The organism is Undibacterium sp. Ji50W (genome assembly GCF_049340445.1).
GTDB lineage: Bacteria > Pseudomonadota > Gammaproteobacteria > Burkholderiales > Burkholderiaceae_D > Undibacterium.
This window is the reverse complement of sequence record NZ_JBMPOX010000022.1, coordinates 40,868-55,990: the sequence shown is the minus strand read 5'-3', so window position 1 is coordinate 55,990 and position 15,123 is coordinate 40,868. Positions and strand designations below refer to the sequence as shown.

Below are 15,123 nucleotides of genomic sequence, written 5' to 3'. Positions count from 1 at the left end.
GAAGGAGTAAAAAAACAGATACGCCAACAAATCACCTCGCTGTGTGACTTGTACAAACCCTCAAGCAAGTCCATGATAAATACCTGAACCAGAAAAATCTTTCACCACGATTTTTCATTACTTTGGCCCGACTTTGGAATTACCATGACCGTTCTCTCCATCAACATCAACAAAATCGCCCTGCTGCGCAATTCGCGTGGCCGTAACTACCCGGATGTACGGGCCTTTGCCGCCCGCTGCCTGGACCTGGGGGCGCAGGGCATTACCCTGCATCCGCGTCAGGACCAGCGACATGCGCGTTATTCGGATGTGGAAACCCTGGGGGCGCTTTGTCAGGCACGTGGTGTGGAATTGAATGTAGAAGGTTATCCTGCGCCGGAATTTCTGGATGTGGTGAAACGCAACAAACCCGCGCAATGCACGCTGGTGCCAGACGCGCCGGATCAACTGACTTCAGACCATGGCTGGGATTTGCGCAAGGACGCGGATTTTTTACGTCCGGTGCTGGCTGAACTCAAGGCCATGGGTACACGCAGCAGCCTGTTTGTTGATTATGACAACATGGATCTGCATCTGGCCAAGGAACTGGGTGCGGACCGTGTCGAGTTATATACCGAACCGTATGCCGAACATTTTGGTAGCGCACACGCTGAGGTGATTTTCCAGGGCTTTGTCGCTGCAGCAAAACGCGCTCAGGAGGCTGGCCTGGGCGTGAATGCCGGGCATGACCTGAATCTGGATAATCTTGCCAAATTCCTCAGCATACCTGGCATTCTTGAAGTATCCATAGGCCATGCCGTCATCGTTGAATGCATAGAATCAGGTATGCAGGATGTATTGACAAAATATTCAAAAATCTGCCGTGCGTGCTAAATTTTATGTATTTTGCAAGGAAAAATGAAAAGTAAATAAATGTAAAATTTTCCCTTGAATGCTGCAACTAATTGAACTACATTGAATTCGCAGCGGCCACAAAGTGGCTGTTGGTGCCGTGTCCCTGGTGTTTTTGTTTATCCGCCCACAGGTCGTCAGGCAGTAGTGACTGGTACAGGACTGCAATGCCTGTACAAGGGCAAACCATTCGAAAGAGTGGGACGCAAAACTAGAGGGCCCTCGCAAACGATCGCAGGGCAGCCAGATGTCGTAATCCGCGCAAGCGGTTTTTCGTTAAGGGGCAGGTTGCTCATGAACAGTCATTCTATGGCGCTTTCCGGCGCTTCCAAAAAAGTCCTTATTGGTGTTTTTGGATTGTCAGATTACGAACTTCGCCTGGTTCGCAGCGTACTCAGTTTAACCATGGCAAGCGGACGCAGGCATTCATATGCCTTGTTTGATGCAGCTCAGGTTGCCGATCCCGATATCGTCATTCTTGATCCTGAGAATATGCAGGCGCGTGCTGCATTGCAGGCCTTGATTGTGACACGGAATATCCCTGAGCCGGCCACCGTATTCATTTCCAATGCCGGACAAGCGACACCGGGCAAATATCATTTATTGCATCCTCTGGTTCCGACCAAAATGTTGGCCCTGCTGGACCAGGTCGCTGATGAACTGGATCGCGTCATGCCTTCCATGTCACCGGTGGTGGCACCTGCCGTAGTACCTGCAGTTCAAACAATTGCTGCCTCTGCGCCAACAGTACAGACGACCCCAACTGCCGTACAAACTTTGGTTCAGAAACCCGCAGCGGCCTCTGTATTGCAAACAGGTCATCGTGCTTTGATTGTCGACGATAGTCCGACCGCAAGAATCAAAATTGATCTTGAACTGCGTTCCATGAAAATCGCTTCTGATTGCGCAGAAACAGGTGAACAGGCTTTGCAAATGTTGGAGAAAAAGACATACGACATCATCTTTCTTGATATCGTCATGCCGGGTGCAGACGGGTATGAGATTTGTAAAATCATACGCCGCCATCCTCAAACCAAACGTACGCCGGTCATTATGCTGACCAGCAAATCTTCTCCTTTCGACCGCATACGCGGGTCGTTATCAGGTTGCAGCAGCTACCTGACCAAACCGGTAGAACATGTCAAGTTCCGTGCCGTGGTGGAGAAGAGTTTAACTGCTGGCGACGCTCCTTTTGCAATGGAAAAACCCTCTGGCCTGGCCATGGGAACCTGAAGCAATCCCTGTTTCAAAATTCCGTTCGTCCGAACGGTTCTGGCAATGTGTCTACCTATCTCAGGAGCAGATCATGAGTATGAAAAAAGCCCTCGTCGTCGACGATTCCATGGCTGAATTGGCCAATATAAAAACCATACTGACCGATGCCGGTTATGTGGTCGTGACCGCGTCCAGCGGCAAGGAAACACTGGAAAAAGCCAAGGCAGAAAAACCATCCATCATTTTTCTCGACATCGTCATGCCAGAAATGGATGGCTATGAAGCCTGTCGCAGCCTGAGCCAGGACCCGGCAACCAAAGGCATTCCCATCGTTTTTGTCAGCAGTAAATCGCAAAAAGCTGACCGCATCTGGGGTCAGTTGCAAGGCGCTAAAGGTTATGTTTCCAAACCCTATACGGCTGACCAGATCATTGATCAGCTCAAGATTGCTGCCTGAATTTTTTGAAGAGACGCATCATGAGCGCACTTTCCACCAGCAGCAATGGGCCAGCCAAAGAATGGCTGCCGCCCAGTACGGCCTTGCAGCGCTTTACCCCACCGGGTGATTTGCTGTGGAACGATGCTGCACCGGTGGTGGAAAGGAAGCGCTATGGTTATCGCCTGGCGTCCCTGAACCTGCTGGTCAGGGCCGAGGTCGGCAGTGAAGTCATACGGGCGCAGGCATTGGCCCCCTTGCCCGGTACAGCGGCATTTTTGCTGGGCCTGATCAATTTGCGCGGCAATCTGGTACCCATCTTTGATCTGGGTCTGGTATTGGGTGGCCGCAGGTCAGACATAACCCCGAATAAATTGTTCCTGATACTGGACAAAGGCGACAACGCCGTTGGCATGGTGATCGATAGCTATCCGCAACCCCTGGTGGGTTTGCGCAGCATATCGCAGTTGCCGCAATTGCCAGCCACGCTGGAAGCACATGTGCCAGCTGCGTACATGCTGGATGAACGGGTCTGGCTGGATTTTAATCACGAAAGTTTTTTCGACAAACTCAGTCGCAACAGATAGATGCAGATCAGGACAGCCATGCTGGCCATACGAATAGGCCCGCCTGTCCTTTGCTAACAAAGCCGGAACAATTGATCGATGTTCATTGTTGATGTTTTCTCGTGGAGAGCAAAATGAAATTACGTACTCCGAATATCGGTATCCGGCTTGGCCTGGGTTTTACCGCCGTGTTGTTGCTGCTGGCAGTCACCGCCTGGCTGGGGATGTCCAATCTGAAAACCATCAATGATGGTACCCACCGTATTGTGGAAGGCAGCTACCCAAAAGTGGTATTGGCTTACAAGATGCTGGGTAACGTCAACGCCAATGCGCGTTCCATGCGTAACATGCTGCTGTTGAATGAACAGACTGCAGTCGAGAAAGAACAACAATTGATTTTGTCACGCAGGCAAAATCAGGATGCAAATATTGCCGGCTTTGAAAAACTGATCGCCAGCGATGAAGAAAAAGGCATCTTCCAGATAGCGACAGATGCACGTAACAAATACGGCGCGTCACAAAGGGAATTCCTGCGCCTGGCGACAGAAGGCAAGAAGGCCGAGGCCACTAACTGGTTGCTGGGTAATCTGCAGGCCGATCAGGAAAAATGGTTTTCTTCCATGGATAACCTGATCGAATATCAAACCAAGCTGGTGAACACCGATGGTGCGGCGGCTGACACGACTTACCTGAACGCCAAGAACGTGTTGTTCCTGGTGGCTGCCTTGTCCATCTTGCTGGCTGCCGGCGTGGCTTACTGGATGACGCGTAGTATTACCCGTCCGGTATCACATCTGGTGTCAGTCATGCAGAAACTGACACAGGGTGATGCCAATGTCAGGGCCCGCAGCAATCATCCGGACGAAATTGGCAAACTCTCGCGCCAGTTTGACAAGATGGTGGATGAACGTGAAGCCAGCCGCAAGACGATCGAAGAAGAAAATGAAAAACTCAATGAATCCGTACTGGTGCTGTTGCAGGCGGTGGCGCAACTGGCCAGTAAAGACTTGACCGTCAAAGTGCCGGTATCCGCCGATGTGACCGGTGCGGTATCCGATGCCTTGAACATGCTGACCAGTGAAACGGCGAAAGTGTTGCGCGATGTTAGCAACATTTCAGCCGACGTGACGGAAGCCACGATGAAAGTGAAAGCCCAGTCCGATAACGTGATGGCGGCAGCGGCAGAAGAAAGGCTGGAAGTGGAACACACCACCCTGTCCTTGTCGACTGCCTCTGAAGAAATGCGCAGTATTGCTGACCTGGCACAGACCTGCAACCGTGCAGCGGATAATGCGATACGTTCCACCCAACTGGCGATGGATACGGTAACTAGCACCGTGGGTGGTATTAACAGTACCCGCGAAATCATACGCGAAACAGAAAAACGGATTAAACGCCTGGGTGAACGTTCGCAAGAAATTTCCGGCGTGGTCGGCCTGATTAATGCGATTGCCGAACGTACCCACATCCTGGCTTTGAATGCGAGTATGCATGCGGCGTCTGCTGGTGAAGCTGGTCGCGGTTTTGCGGTGGTTGCGGATGAAGTGCAAAGGCTGGCTGAAAATGCGCGGCAAGCGACACTGCAAATCTCTGGCCTGGTGAACAATATTCAACTGGAAACATCCGATACGGTCAACACCATGAACTCGGCCATCGCCCAGGTGGTGGAAGGTAGTCGTCTGGCAGAACAGGCCGGTCTTCAAATGCAGGCTACCCAAAACGCCACCACGGAACTGGTGGAATCGGTACAGAAGATTGCCATCAAATCCCATGGCCAGGCCAAGGCCAGCCAAGAGCTGCTTGATCGTGCGATACAGATCAAGAAAACCAATCAGGAAACCAGTCTGCAACTGGACGAACAATCCGCCCAAACCACCAATCTGGTGGAATACGCAAGGATGTTGTTGTCCACCGTGCGCGTGTTCAAACTGGCGGCTTGATGACGGTTTTATAGACCAGGCTGCCGGGTTTTCTCACCCTTTCTACCCGCTCCACCCTTTCCACCATCACTCGTCTGAGGCATCATGGAACAGCTAGAAACCCATTCGACAGATTTCAGTCATGTCGTCCTCGGTGCGCTGGACGAGGTATTCAAGGTCATGGAGACCGAGGCCACCCATTCGGCCAATGTGGCAGATGTCACCAAAGCACTGTCCTGTTATATCGAACAGTTGCGGCGCATACGTGTCGCCGCCAGTGCTGCTGATATGCCAGGTTTGCACTGGGTGTGCGCCCTGATAGAGCGCAATCTGATCAATCTGCACAACCAGAACCGCCTGCTTAGTGACGAAGAATATTTTCTGCTGAGTGAATGGCCAGACCTGTTGGCCAGCCATGCATTGAATCATGGCGACCGCAATATAGAAACCCTGATTGCCCATCTGTCCACCGCTAGCTGGCCCTTGCCCTTGAACCAGGTGGATTCCTGCGAATTGCGGCAGTTGTTGTGCAGCGATCCGCTCACCTCTGATGAGGAAATTGATGAACCGCCACCCCTGTTCCTGGTTGCTTCGGATGAGCTGCTGATGGATGCCAGCCTGGAGGGCGCCTCCTACACGACAGCAAGCTACAGCATACCGCTAGCTGTGATAGACAATGAGCAGGGCTTCAGCCTGGCGGAAGCCGCCCAGCATTCAGCACAGACCGATGCGCCATCTGACTCGTTATCTGGTCTGGCGTCCGGCCTGCACGATGCACTGGATGCCCTCATCATGAGCCTGGCTGCCGATGAACACTTCGGCCAGGGTGGTGAACATGATGCCCTTACCCTGCAATCCTATGCGGCACAACTGCAGGTGTTCTCCAGTTGTGCGTCCGCTCAGACAATGGAAGCGATTGCAGATGCCTGCCATGCATTTGCCGCTGTGGTGACGCAAAGATCAACTGTAGCACGCCCTGTGAACGAAACCGAACTAGGATTGTTGAATCGTTTCCCGCTGATGCTGATGGATGGTATTGCCGACCCGTCCAATCCCGATCTGACAGCGCGCCTGCTGGATGTCATCTATGATGCCGCCTGGATGGCGGAGCCGGAGTCAGCAGAACCTGTTGCTGACGGACCCCAGGCACCTGTAGAAATACAGGTGCAAGCGGCTGCAGCGACGGCCGTGGATATACCAGCGTCTGCTACGGTACAGCTTACTGCCCCGGTGCAGGAAATCAGCAGTGACATGCTGGCGCTGTTTGCCAAAGAATTCAGTCTCATGGCCGCCATGCTGGCGGACGATCTGAATGCCGTGCATGCATTCGATGCCTCCAGCGCAGAAACGGTGCAGGCTTTGCAAAATTACAGTGATGCTCTGTTGCGCATAGGTGCCACCGCAGAATCGGTAGGCCTGACTGCACTGCAACAGGTATTGGCCATCCTCGCACAGCAGTTATCTGCCCTGAATGAAAAAACCAGCGCGCACCAGCATGCGCTGCTGGCTACTTTACCGGCAAGGCTGCTCGCCTATCTCGACCATCCGGTAGAAGAAGTATCTGCACTGGAATTGATGGAACTGGTCATGGACCCATCCTGGCCGGTCGATGCCGCACAATGGGACGAAGGTTTGTTCGCCCGCCTCGTCGACGTCAAAGTGCTTGCAGAAAGTATGCAGGAAGACCGTACACCAAGTGTCATCAGTGCTGCGGATGTATCGATACAATTGCCGAATGATCTGAACACGGAATTATTCGATGGCCTGTTGCAGGAGCTGCCGATACAGGTCAACAGTTTTACCTCGGCTATAGAAAAACTGGCCAGTGGCGAAGGCAAAATGCAGGACGTGGAACAGGCCAAGCGGGCCGCCCATACGCTGAAAGGTGCGGCCAATACCGTGGGTATTGCCGGTATCGCCAATCTCACCCATCACCTGGAAGATTTGCTCATCGTATTAAGCAATCAGCACAGTTTGCCCGACCGTGCCTTGTCTGAAGTCTTGACTGAAGCCGGTGATTGTCTGGAAGCCATGGGTGAAGCCGTCATGGATGCTGGCCCGGCACCGGCCCAGGCACAGGAAGTCTTGCAGCAAGTCTGTGATTACGTGCGCATGATGCATAGTGGTGAGCATGTTGCCCAGCGTATTGCCGAAGATGTCGTGCCGGAAGAAAGCCAGGGCCTGTCTGCCGTCATGTCCGTTGCCCAGTCCGAAGGCGTGGTACTGGATCTGGTCGAACCGGGCTCGCACGCTGCCGAGCCTATGCTGCGTGTACCTGCCAAGGTGGTCGATGAATTGCTGCGCCTGGCTGGTGAAAACGTGATTTCCAATGCGCAAATCCAGGAGCAGTTAAAGCAGACACAAAAACAATCCAAAGCCATACAGAAGCATGACATCATGTTCCAGAAACTGATCGCTGATCTGGAAAACCTGGTTGATGTGCGTGGCATGAGCAGCCCCCAGAAAATCGTCAGCAGTAGCAATAGCAGCAACAGCAGCATAAGCGATGGTGATTTTGACCCGTTGGAATTCGAGCGCTATAGCGAACTGCATACCATCACTGCCCAACTGGTGGAAGCACGCACTGATGCTTTCGAAATGTCGAATCATATCGATGAACAACTGCACTCACTGGCCGAATTGCTGGAAGTGCAGCGCCGCCTGCAAATGGAAAACCAGCATGCCGTGATACGCACACGCCTGGTACCAGTGACAACCGTGGTATCGCGCCTGCAACGCAGCGTACGTCAGACCTGCCGCTTGCTGGACAAACAGGTGAACCTGACCATTCTCGGCGCGAATACCAATATCGACAGCAATATGCTGAATGACCTGACCGATCCCTTGATGCATATCTTGCGCAATGCAGTGGATCATGGCATAGAAGCCCTTGCCAGCCGGCTGGCGCAACAGAAGCCGGTTGCCGGTCTGATAGAACTGAGTTTTGCCCGGGAAGGCAATTCCATCGTCGTGCGTTGCCGGGACGATGGTGCCGGGCTGGATTATGCCGCCATACGTCGTACCGCCCTGAAGAGGAAGCTCATCAGTGCTGACCGTATTTTGTCCGATGAAGAACTGGCAAGGCTGATCCTGATGCCCGGTTTTTCAACCAGGGATGCCAGCACCCAGACTTCTGGTCGTGGTATAGGCATGGACATGGTGCATTCCCGCATACTGGAAATGAAGGGTTCCCTGAACTTGCGTTCTGTCGCCGGTCAGGGGCTGGTGGTGGAGTTGCGCCTGCCAGCCAGTCTGTTGTCGGAACATACCTTGATGGCCAGGGTAGGCGGCAACATGATGGCAATTTCCAGCCGTCGCATTCTCGACATTCATTACATCACGGATGCGCAAATTGATATGATTGCGAACCAGCCCGTGTATCGGGTTGGCGACGCGGTACATCAACTGTTGAAGCTCGAAGATTTGCTTGGCGTGCAGAGCCGGAACCGGGATACCCAGGCACATGGATATCCGGTCTTGCTGATTAGTACCGATACCGGTGCCACCTGTGCCATACAGGTACAGGAACTGGTCGATGGCCGTGAAGTCGTGGTCAAGAAATTTGGCCGCTATGTACCCAAAATGCAGGGGACTATCGGTGCCGTCATTCTGGGTGATGGTAGTGTCGCCCCGGTGATTGACTTGCCCGAATTACTGCGTGCCACCATCCAGCAGGACATGCGCGCAGAGGATGAAGAGACTGGTTTGCCGGAACACGGCCAGACCCAGACTCAGGCCCAGGCCATGCATGTGCGGACAGCATTGGTGGTTGATGATTCCCTGTCAGCCCGTCGTGCCAGCGCACAGATCATGCGTGATGCCGGTTATGAAGTACGCACCGCGATTGATGGCCTGGAAGCAGTTGCCCTTATCGATGAAGCCCTGCCGGACGTGATACTGGTGGATATGGAAATGCCACGCATGAATGGATTGGAACTGACCAGCCATGTGCGTGCCCGCAAATTGAAAAAACACATCGCCATCATCATGATCACTTCACGTTCCACCCAAAAACACCGCCAGCAGGGTGATGCCGCCGGTGTCGATGCCTATCTGGTCAAGCCTTTCAGCGAAGATGCCTTGCTCCAGCATATTAATCGTCTGACGGGGGTATGAGTATGGGCGCGATGATGCCGGGCATGAGACAGGAAACCAGAAATCGTATCCTGTTGCGTATTGAGGGCTTGAAGCTGATGCTGCCACAAGGTGATATCTGTGCGGTGGAATCAGTGGTCGACATGAACATGCAAGAGCCGCCACCCCATGCGCTGGGCCGTATTGCCTACCTCGGGCAACGCTGGCCCGTGGTGTGTATCGATGCAGAATTCCGCGTGCTGGAAAGCTTGCCGCCGGCACGCCGTGCCTGTGTCATGCTGGCCACCGGCAGCGGTTTTCTTGGTTTGCTGTGTGATGACGTGCGGGTCTTGACCCAGCTTGATATCGTCGATTATTCACTGCCCATGGCCATGCGTTGCAATGACACGCCGGTACAGGCACTGATGCCATTTGAATCTGGCCTGGCCTGCGTCACTGATGCCGGACGTTTATTGCAGTTCAGTGCCCTGGCTTTGGCACTGACACCGCAGCCGGAGGTGTAGTCATGTCGAATGCTAGCGCCTGGCTGCTGGATGTGGGGGATGGACAACGGGTTGCCATCGGTCAGCGCGAGCTGATCCAGATTATTGACGCCGCCGACAGTTTCGACGTGCCGCTTGCACCCAGCCATATGCGCGAGGTGATTTTCTGGCAAAAACGGGTAGTGCCGGTCATGCAGTTGCCCCTGCGTCTGGGCGGGCAGGCTTGTAGCGGCAACATCCTTGCCCTGGTGGCTTTTCATGATCAGCTCAGCAATACCGCCGGTCTGGGTGCCATCCATTTATCGGCACCGCCGGTGCGCGTGACGGTGGATGATAACCAGGCCAGCGAACTGGAAGACCAACATCCAGCCTGGCAGGAAATGGCGATTTCCTGCTTTGAGCAACAGGGTAGTCGCATACCGGTATTAGACCTGAGCCGCATATTCGCCGGAACGGCTTAGGGTTATTCAACGCAAGCCATACCTGCGCATTTTATTCAGCAAGCCTACGCGTGAAATACCCAGCTGCCGGGCGGCATGTGTGTGATTGTGTTTGCTGTCTTCCAGCGCCGTTACGATCAGGCGTTTTTCCAGGTTGGCCACTTGCTCTTCCAGCAAACCTGCGGCTTCATCTTGTGCTGGTGGCGACACTTCACCACGAGCCAGTGCCAGATCGTCTACTGCAATCTCAGGCTGATCACCAGCCAGCGCCGCTGCGGTTTGCAGGCAGTGTTGCAATTCTCTGACATTGCCAGGCCACTGACGTGAGCTCAGCCATTCCAGCGCGGTGGCGGTAAGGCGTTTCGGTGGTGAGTATCTGGCACAGATGGCTTGCGCGATGAGCGCAATATCCTCAGCCCGGTCGGCCAATGCTGAGGTGCGCATTTGTATGCCTTTGAGGCGATAGTACAGATCGTCACGAAAGCTTTTTTCTTCTACCATGCTCGCAAGATCACGGTTGGTTGCTGCGACTATGCGCACATCGACATGCTGTTCTTCGCGCGCACCGACGGCAAAGAAGCTGCCGGACTGCAAAAACCGTAGTAATTTGACTTGCATGACCAGTGGCATTTCGCCGACTTCATCCAGAAACAGGGTACCACCATCGGCGGCGGCAATCAGACCTATGCGGTCACGGTCTGCACCAGTAAAGCTGCCTTTGCGATGGCCGAACAATTCACTCTCGAATAATTCAGCAGGGATGGCACCGCAGTGTACGGCGATAAATGATTTGGCCGCCCGTTTGCCATGCGCATGCAGGGCACGTGCCACCAGTTCCTTGCCGGTACCGCTAGGGCCGGTCACCATCACAGGCACATCGGTAGGCGCAATCCGCCTGACCAGCGAACGCAATTCGGCCAGTTCCTTGCTGATACCGATGAGCCCCATGGTATTGTCGTCCGGCAGGGCTTTGCCACGCCATTCTGCCAGCTCACGTTCCAGCCGGCGCTTGGTCATGGCCCTTTCCACCACCACGCGCAAGATGTCGGGGTCGAGTGGCTTGGGTAAAAAATCCCAGGCCCCCAGGCTGATGGCGCGCAAGGCCAGCTCGCGGTCAGCATGACCGGTCATTACCACCACCGGTACCGGGGCCAGCAGCGGCAGCAAGTTCAGACCTTCATCCGGCGTGAATGTCGGCGGCAGTGCCAGGTCCAGCAAGACCAGGTCAAAGCTGTTGCAGGCCAGCAGTGCGTGTACCTGCTCAGCCGTCGCGGCAAGTTTGACGGTGTAGCCCAAACCAGCCAGCCAGTTACCGCACAGACGTTGAAAGGCTGGTTCATCATCCACCAGCAAGATACTTTGTATGCTCATGATGCAAGAGGTAAGCTGAGTTCAAAACAGCAGTTCCAGCCAGGATAAGCGACCAGGCTCACCGTGCCGCCATGTGCTTCTGTCAGGCGGCGCACTATCGCCAGCCCCAGGCCGGTACCGCCTGGTCTGCGTGTCTTGAAGGGTTGAAATAAATCGGCCACCAGGTCGGGTGCCACACCCGGCCCGTTATCACACACACGCAAGCATGCCATACCGCTCGCAGGAATGGCATCTGCTTCTATGCGTATGCGTGGGTCGGGACGTCCGCGCAACATGGCCAGGGCATTATTCAGCAGATTTCCCAGGATTTGTTCAGTCCGGTTGCGGTCTATGCTGACCAGCAGGCTGGGGTCTACCGCCAGCTCTATCTGTACCTCAGCCGCCAGGGTGGTTTTTGCTTGTACAGCCAGCAGGCTGTTGAGCAATTCTGCGATGCTCACATCCTGGCAGTGCAGGCGTACTTCGCCCGAATAACTGAGCAGATCCTGAATCAGGTGATCAGCCCTTTCTATTTGTGTGCGAATTTCTGCGCGGGTGTCAGATGGGCAGGATACTGCCGCCATGCCGATGATATTCAGGGGATTGCGTAATTCGTGCGCCACCGTCGCTGCCAGCCCGCCCAGTTCCAGCAGGTGGGCTTGTTGCAGGCGTTGTTTTTCCTGTTCCGCATAACGCAACAACTGATCCAGCCGGCCTGCCGCCGCCACCAGCAGTTCGGCAAATACCGCACCCACTTTTTGCACGCTGGGCGTGGCGCCTTCCCAGCCAGACAAGGTGTAATTCCAGGCAGGCTGGTCTGGGGTATTGGCTGGGTCACGGTAACAATGTACGCAGGGCTGTCCAGGCAAGACGTTTGCTATTTGATTGCCGCTTGTGATCAGGACAGGCATGGGCTGTTGCAAATGGGTTTCCAGCAGCCTGGTGGCGATGCTGGTGAGTTGTTCCCAACTACCTGCGGCTTCCAGTTGCTGACGCCACTGTACGAGCACTTCAGCTTCCAGATGGGCACCCGGAAAGATCAGTTTTTCCATGATGCGGCGCGTCGGTCTTTCCATCGTCACCATGCTTAACAGCATGACCGTACCCAGCAACCACAGTTGCCACAGCGGGATAGCTGCCAGTGCTGTAATGCCGGTACGGGCGACCACACTCAGCAACAGGCTGACGATGGCAACCGTGATGACGCCCAGCGCCAGCCAGGCGAGCAGGCGATTGGCCCACAGATTGACTGCCATCAAGTCGTAACGCAGTATGCCAAACACCAGCAATACGGCGTAAAACGGCAGCAGGATCACACTGTAAGGAAAAATCGGAATATGGAATGAGGCATTCAGAAACATCAGTGTCGATGCCGACCCCCACACACCAGACAGGCACAGCGCCATGATTTGCCGGCGCTTTTTAGGTGCTGCCCCCGGCCAGGCCAGTAACAGCACGACATATGCCCAGATACTCAAACCACTGACGAACAGCCCAGGTATCCAGCCCCAGGCAGGAAAAACATAATAGCGTTTGAATTCCAGCCAGGGTAATAACTGCCCCATGTCAAATGCCGCGACGGCAAGCACTATCGTGGCTGCGATGGCATACCAGATCAGCAACTGCCGCGTCCGCAGGTAGCCCAGAAAGCTATACACAAAATGCAGGAAAAAGACGGCATTCAGCGGGCCGGTATTCACCAGCATTTTGCCAAACTGGCTCAGGCTGTCATCACCAAGATTGATCGCCAGCTGTCCGCAGGCCCAAATACCTATCCAGATGCAGAACAGGGCAAGCGCCTTCATGCCCGGTTGCCGGCCTGCTTTTACCCACAGCCAGATAGCCAGCAAAGGGCTGATGCAGCCTTGCAGCGCAAGTGAGAAAAAATAAAGTCTATAGGCATCCATGGCTGTTAGCTGTCAACAATCTTGATAGTCATTGGGGGCCAACTATATAGCAAACTTACAGCTGGTGTTGGGTCTTTGTATTAATTTCTTTAAGAAACAAGGGCTTACGAAAAATCTTCAGATGGCATGTCGCTTGCGAATACGGTATCAGGCAGCTCCTGCATTTCACATACCAGGTCTGCCGCATATATGAACCGTTTTTATCTATTGCGCCAGAAAGTCATCATGAACACACATACCAATTCCATTGTTCACTTTCCTATCCTGTCGCGTGCCAATCTGGTCAGGCTGAACCGCGTGCTGGCCTGGGCCATGCTGGTGACACCCCTTATACAATTTTTTGTTCACGCAAAAATCACCCATTGCCTGTTGCTGGATTTCGGCCTGCTGATCGCCCATGGAATATTGTCGCTGTATCTGTTTGGTATCCCCAAAGTCAAAAGAGAAAAATTTACTTTCAGCATGCATGTAATGGGCTGGCGCATGGCAGGTTTGAGCCCGCGCAATCTATTTTTGCTGACAGGCTATCGCATAGTCCTGGGGCTGACTGCATTGTTGTCGTTTTTTGTTCCTGGGGCCTGGGTGCTGGCGCTGTTGCTCATTTACCCGCTGATCCGCATGCCGGCTACGGTTGTCCAACATCTGCATGCAGCGATTGAGTATGCATTTCAGCGTTGGGGTATCAGCAAATTTGATGTGGAATGGGTAGTAGTCGTCATCTACTTCTATTTCTTCATCGCCAATTTGTTGCGTGCTTAAGCGGGAGAGCACGCATGACTACCTTCAGCCTGCATCACCCCGCGACTGGCGCCAGCGTTCGCGCTGTTAGTCCACATCCAGTCACCCCGATAGCGCGCGCAGAATATGGCAACGGTCATCTCAATCGTCGTGAAGCTGGTTTACCCAGCCTGAGCAATCTGGGTGGCAATTTGTTGGCAGCAAGCAGAATACAAAGGCTGATATGGCCATTGTTACCCTGGTTGACACTGGCAGGTTTTGTGGTGATCTGTATCCAGCATCTGTATGTGCTTTTACCCTTGATTTTTCTGGTGCATTTTCTGGTATCCGTCACCTTCACCCATGATGTATTGCATGGCGCCGCCGGATTCAAGCCACGCACCACAGAATGGGTATTGTTTGGCATGAGCCTGTTATTGCTGGAAAGCGGCCATGCCTTCCGCCAGGCACATCTGCATCATCACAGTCACTGCCTGGAAGAGGATGATTTTGAAGGTAGCCCCGCCCACATGAGTTTTCTGCAAGCCCTGGCGATTGGTCCGGTATACCTGGCAAAACACTGGCAGCATGCGTATGGGCTGGCCAAGAGCAGGCAGCAAAGACGCTGGATGCTGGTTGAACTGTGTATTCCTGTCCTGTTCCTGATCATGGCTATCGCACTGTCTTCAAGGACGATGGCACCGTTGATTTATTTTGTGTTCATGTGGCTGGGTAGCTGCCTGTATCCCATCACCACCGCGTGGTTGCCTCACTTCAGCCCCAGCAATGCGGTCCTGGGTCAGGCCAGGAGCTTGCGTGGCAAGCTTATTCCCGCCCTGCTATGCAACCTGTCTTATCATCTTGAACACCATCTGTATCCGCAGGTACCCAGCTACAATTTGCCACGCCTGGCAGAAAAGCTGGATCCTTACTTTGAGAAAATGGGTGTGTCGCTGTTGCATGTCGTGTAATTATTTTTTCGTTGCGGGCAAATTACTGGTCTGCGGGTAAAATGCAGTTACAGAACTCGTTTCAACCGATTTCGGCTCAATTTGAGCAAACGGAGTGAGACGCGCAAGCTGGATAGCAGGAGTTGCTGCCAGCA

Annotated in this window: 12 protein-coding genes and 1 riboswitch; of the genes, 10 read left to right on the top strand and 2 right to left on the bottom strand. The window is 53.8% G+C overall.

Annotated elements, in window-relative coordinates:
* Positions 1-144 precede the first annotated feature (144 nt).
* The 8 genes from ACO0K9_RS23130 (at position 145) to ACO0K9_RS23095 (ending at position 10,065) form a co-directional block, all read left to right on the top strand.
* Positions 145-873: a pyridoxine 5'-phosphate synthase gene (locus tag ACO0K9_RS23130; RefSeq protein ID WP_422988858.1), complete on the top strand. Its 729-nt coding sequence runs from the start codon at positions 145-147 to the stop codon at positions 871-873.
* A gap of 188 nt (positions 874-1,061) precedes the next feature.
* A riboswitch (cyclic di-GMP riboswitch) is annotated at positions 1,062-1,146 on the top strand.
* 39 nt (positions 1,147-1,185) lie between these two features.
* A complete protein-coding gene (locus tag ACO0K9_RS23125) occupies positions 1,186-2,124 on the top strand; it encodes a response regulator (RefSeq protein WP_422988856.1) in 939 nt (312 codons plus the stop codon).
* Positions 2,125-2,197: 73 nt separating this feature from the next.
* Positions 2,198-2,563: a response regulator gene (locus tag ACO0K9_RS23120; RefSeq protein WP_422988854.1), complete on the top strand. Its 366-nt coding sequence runs from the start codon at positions 2,198-2,200 to the stop codon at positions 2,561-2,563.
* Between the two features lie 20 nt (positions 2,564-2,583).
* Complete coding sequence (locus ACO0K9_RS23115) at positions 2,584-3,129, top strand: chemotaxis protein CheW (protein WP_422988852.1); 546 nt, start codon at positions 2,584-2,586, stop codon at positions 3,127-3,129.
* Between the two features lie 113 nt (positions 3,130-3,242).
* Positions 3,243-5,048 (top strand): methyl-accepting chemotaxis protein, encoded by a 1,806-nt coding sequence (locus ACO0K9_RS23110; RefSeq protein ID WP_422988850.1) that lies wholly within the window; start codon positions 3,243-3,245, stop codon positions 5,046-5,048.
* Positions 5,049-5,132: 84 nt separating this feature from the next.
* The gene (locus ACO0K9_RS23105) at positions 5,133-9,143 is read left to right on the top strand and encodes a hybrid sensor histidine kinase/response regulator (protein WP_422988848.1); all 4,011 of its coding nucleotides are present in this window, start codon (positions 5,133-5,135) and stop codon (positions 9,141-9,143) included.
* A gap of 23 nt (positions 9,144-9,166) precedes the next feature.
* Complete coding sequence (locus tag ACO0K9_RS23100; protein ID WP_422988846.1) at positions 9,167-9,625, top strand: chemotaxis protein CheW; 459 nt, start codon at positions 9,167-9,169, stop codon at positions 9,623-9,625.
* Positions 9,626-9,627: 2 nt separating this feature from the next.
* Positions 9,628-10,065 carry a chemotaxis protein CheW gene (locus ACO0K9_RS23095; RefSeq protein WP_422988845.1) on the top strand — a complete coding sequence of 146 codons (438 nt, stop codon included), beginning with the start codon at positions 9,628-9,630 and terminating at the stop codon, positions 10,063-10,065.
* Positions 10,066-10,071: 6 nt separating this feature from the next.
* On the opposite strand, the gene ACO0K9_RS23090 is transcribed toward ACO0K9_RS23095, so the two are convergent.
* Together ACO0K9_RS23090 and ACO0K9_RS23085 are read right to left on the bottom strand one after the other, a co-directional pair.
* Positions 10,072-11,415 (bottom strand): sigma-54-dependent transcriptional regulator, encoded by a 1,344-nt coding sequence (locus tag ACO0K9_RS23090; RefSeq protein WP_422988843.1) that lies wholly within the window; start codon positions 11,413-11,415, stop codon positions 10,072-10,074.
* Positions 11,412-13,301: an ATP-binding protein gene (locus ACO0K9_RS23085; RefSeq protein WP_422988841.1), complete on the bottom strand. Its 1,890-nt coding sequence runs from the start codon at positions 13,299-13,301 to the stop codon at positions 11,412-11,414. Before ACO0K9_RS23085 ends, ACO0K9_RS23090 begins: the two co-directional genes overlap by 4 nt.
* A gap of 225 nt (positions 13,302-13,526) precedes the next feature.
* Here ACO0K9_RS23085 and ACO0K9_RS23080 point away from each other — a divergent pair, with 225 nt between their 5' ends.
* Positions 13,527-14,060 carry a hypothetical protein gene (locus ACO0K9_RS23080; protein ID WP_422988839.1) on the top strand — a complete coding sequence of 178 codons (534 nt, stop codon included), beginning with the start codon at positions 13,527-13,529 and terminating at the stop codon, positions 14,058-14,060.
* Between the two features lie 14 nt (positions 14,061-14,074).
* Positions 14,075-14,989, top strand: coding sequence for a fatty acid desaturase family protein (locus ACO0K9_RS23075; protein WP_422988837.1), 915 nt, complete (start codon positions 14,075-14,077; stop codon positions 14,987-14,989).
* Positions 14,990-15,123 lie beyond the last annotated feature (134 nt).

What these genes read in the sequence shown, in the direction of transcription:
- ACO0K9_RS23130 (WP_422988858.1), top strand. Translation starts at nt 145, where the DNA reads ATGACCGTTCTCTCCATCAACATCAACAAAATCGCCCTGCTGCGCAAT.
- ACO0K9_RS23125 (WP_422988856.1), top strand. Translation starts at nt 1,186, where the DNA reads ATGAACAGTCATTCTATGGCGCTTTCCGGCGCTTCCAAAAAAGTCCTT.
- ACO0K9_RS23120 (WP_422988854.1), top strand. Translation starts at nt 2,198, where the DNA reads ATGAGTATGAAAAAAGCCCTCGTCGTCGACGATTCCATGGCTGAATTG.
- ACO0K9_RS23115 (WP_422988852.1), top strand. Translation starts at nt 2,584, where the DNA reads ATGAGCGCACTTTCCACCAGCAGCAATGGGCCAGCCAAAGAATGGCTG.
- ACO0K9_RS23110 (WP_422988850.1), top strand. Translation starts at nt 3,243, where the DNA reads ATGAAATTACGTACTCCGAATATCGGTATCCGGCTTGGCCTGGGTTTT.
- ACO0K9_RS23105 (WP_422988848.1), top strand. Translation starts at nt 5,133, where the DNA reads ATGGAACAGCTAGAAACCCATTCGACAGATTTCAGTCATGTCGTCCTC.
- ACO0K9_RS23100 (WP_422988846.1), top strand. Translation starts at nt 9,167, where the DNA reads ATGAGACAGGAAACCAGAAATCGTATCCTGTTGCGTATTGAGGGCTTG.
- ACO0K9_RS23095 (WP_422988845.1), top strand. Translation starts at nt 9,628, where the DNA reads ATGTCGAATGCTAGCGCCTGGCTGCTGGATGTGGGGGATGGACAACGG.
- ACO0K9_RS23090 (WP_422988843.1), bottom strand. Translation starts at nt 11,415, where the DNA reads ATGAGCATACAAAGTATCTTGCTGGTGGATGATGAACCAGCCTTTCAA.
- ACO0K9_RS23085 (WP_422988841.1), bottom strand. Translation starts at nt 13,301, where the DNA reads ATGGATGCCTATAGACTTTATTTTTTCTCACTTGCGCTGCAAGGCTGC.
- ACO0K9_RS23080 (WP_422988839.1), top strand. Translation starts at nt 13,527, where the DNA reads ATGAACACACATACCAATTCCATTGTTCACTTTCCTATCCTGTCGCGT.
- ACO0K9_RS23075 (WP_422988837.1), top strand. Translation starts at nt 14,075, where the DNA reads ATGACTACCTTCAGCCTGCATCACCCCGCGACTGGCGCCAGCGTTCGC.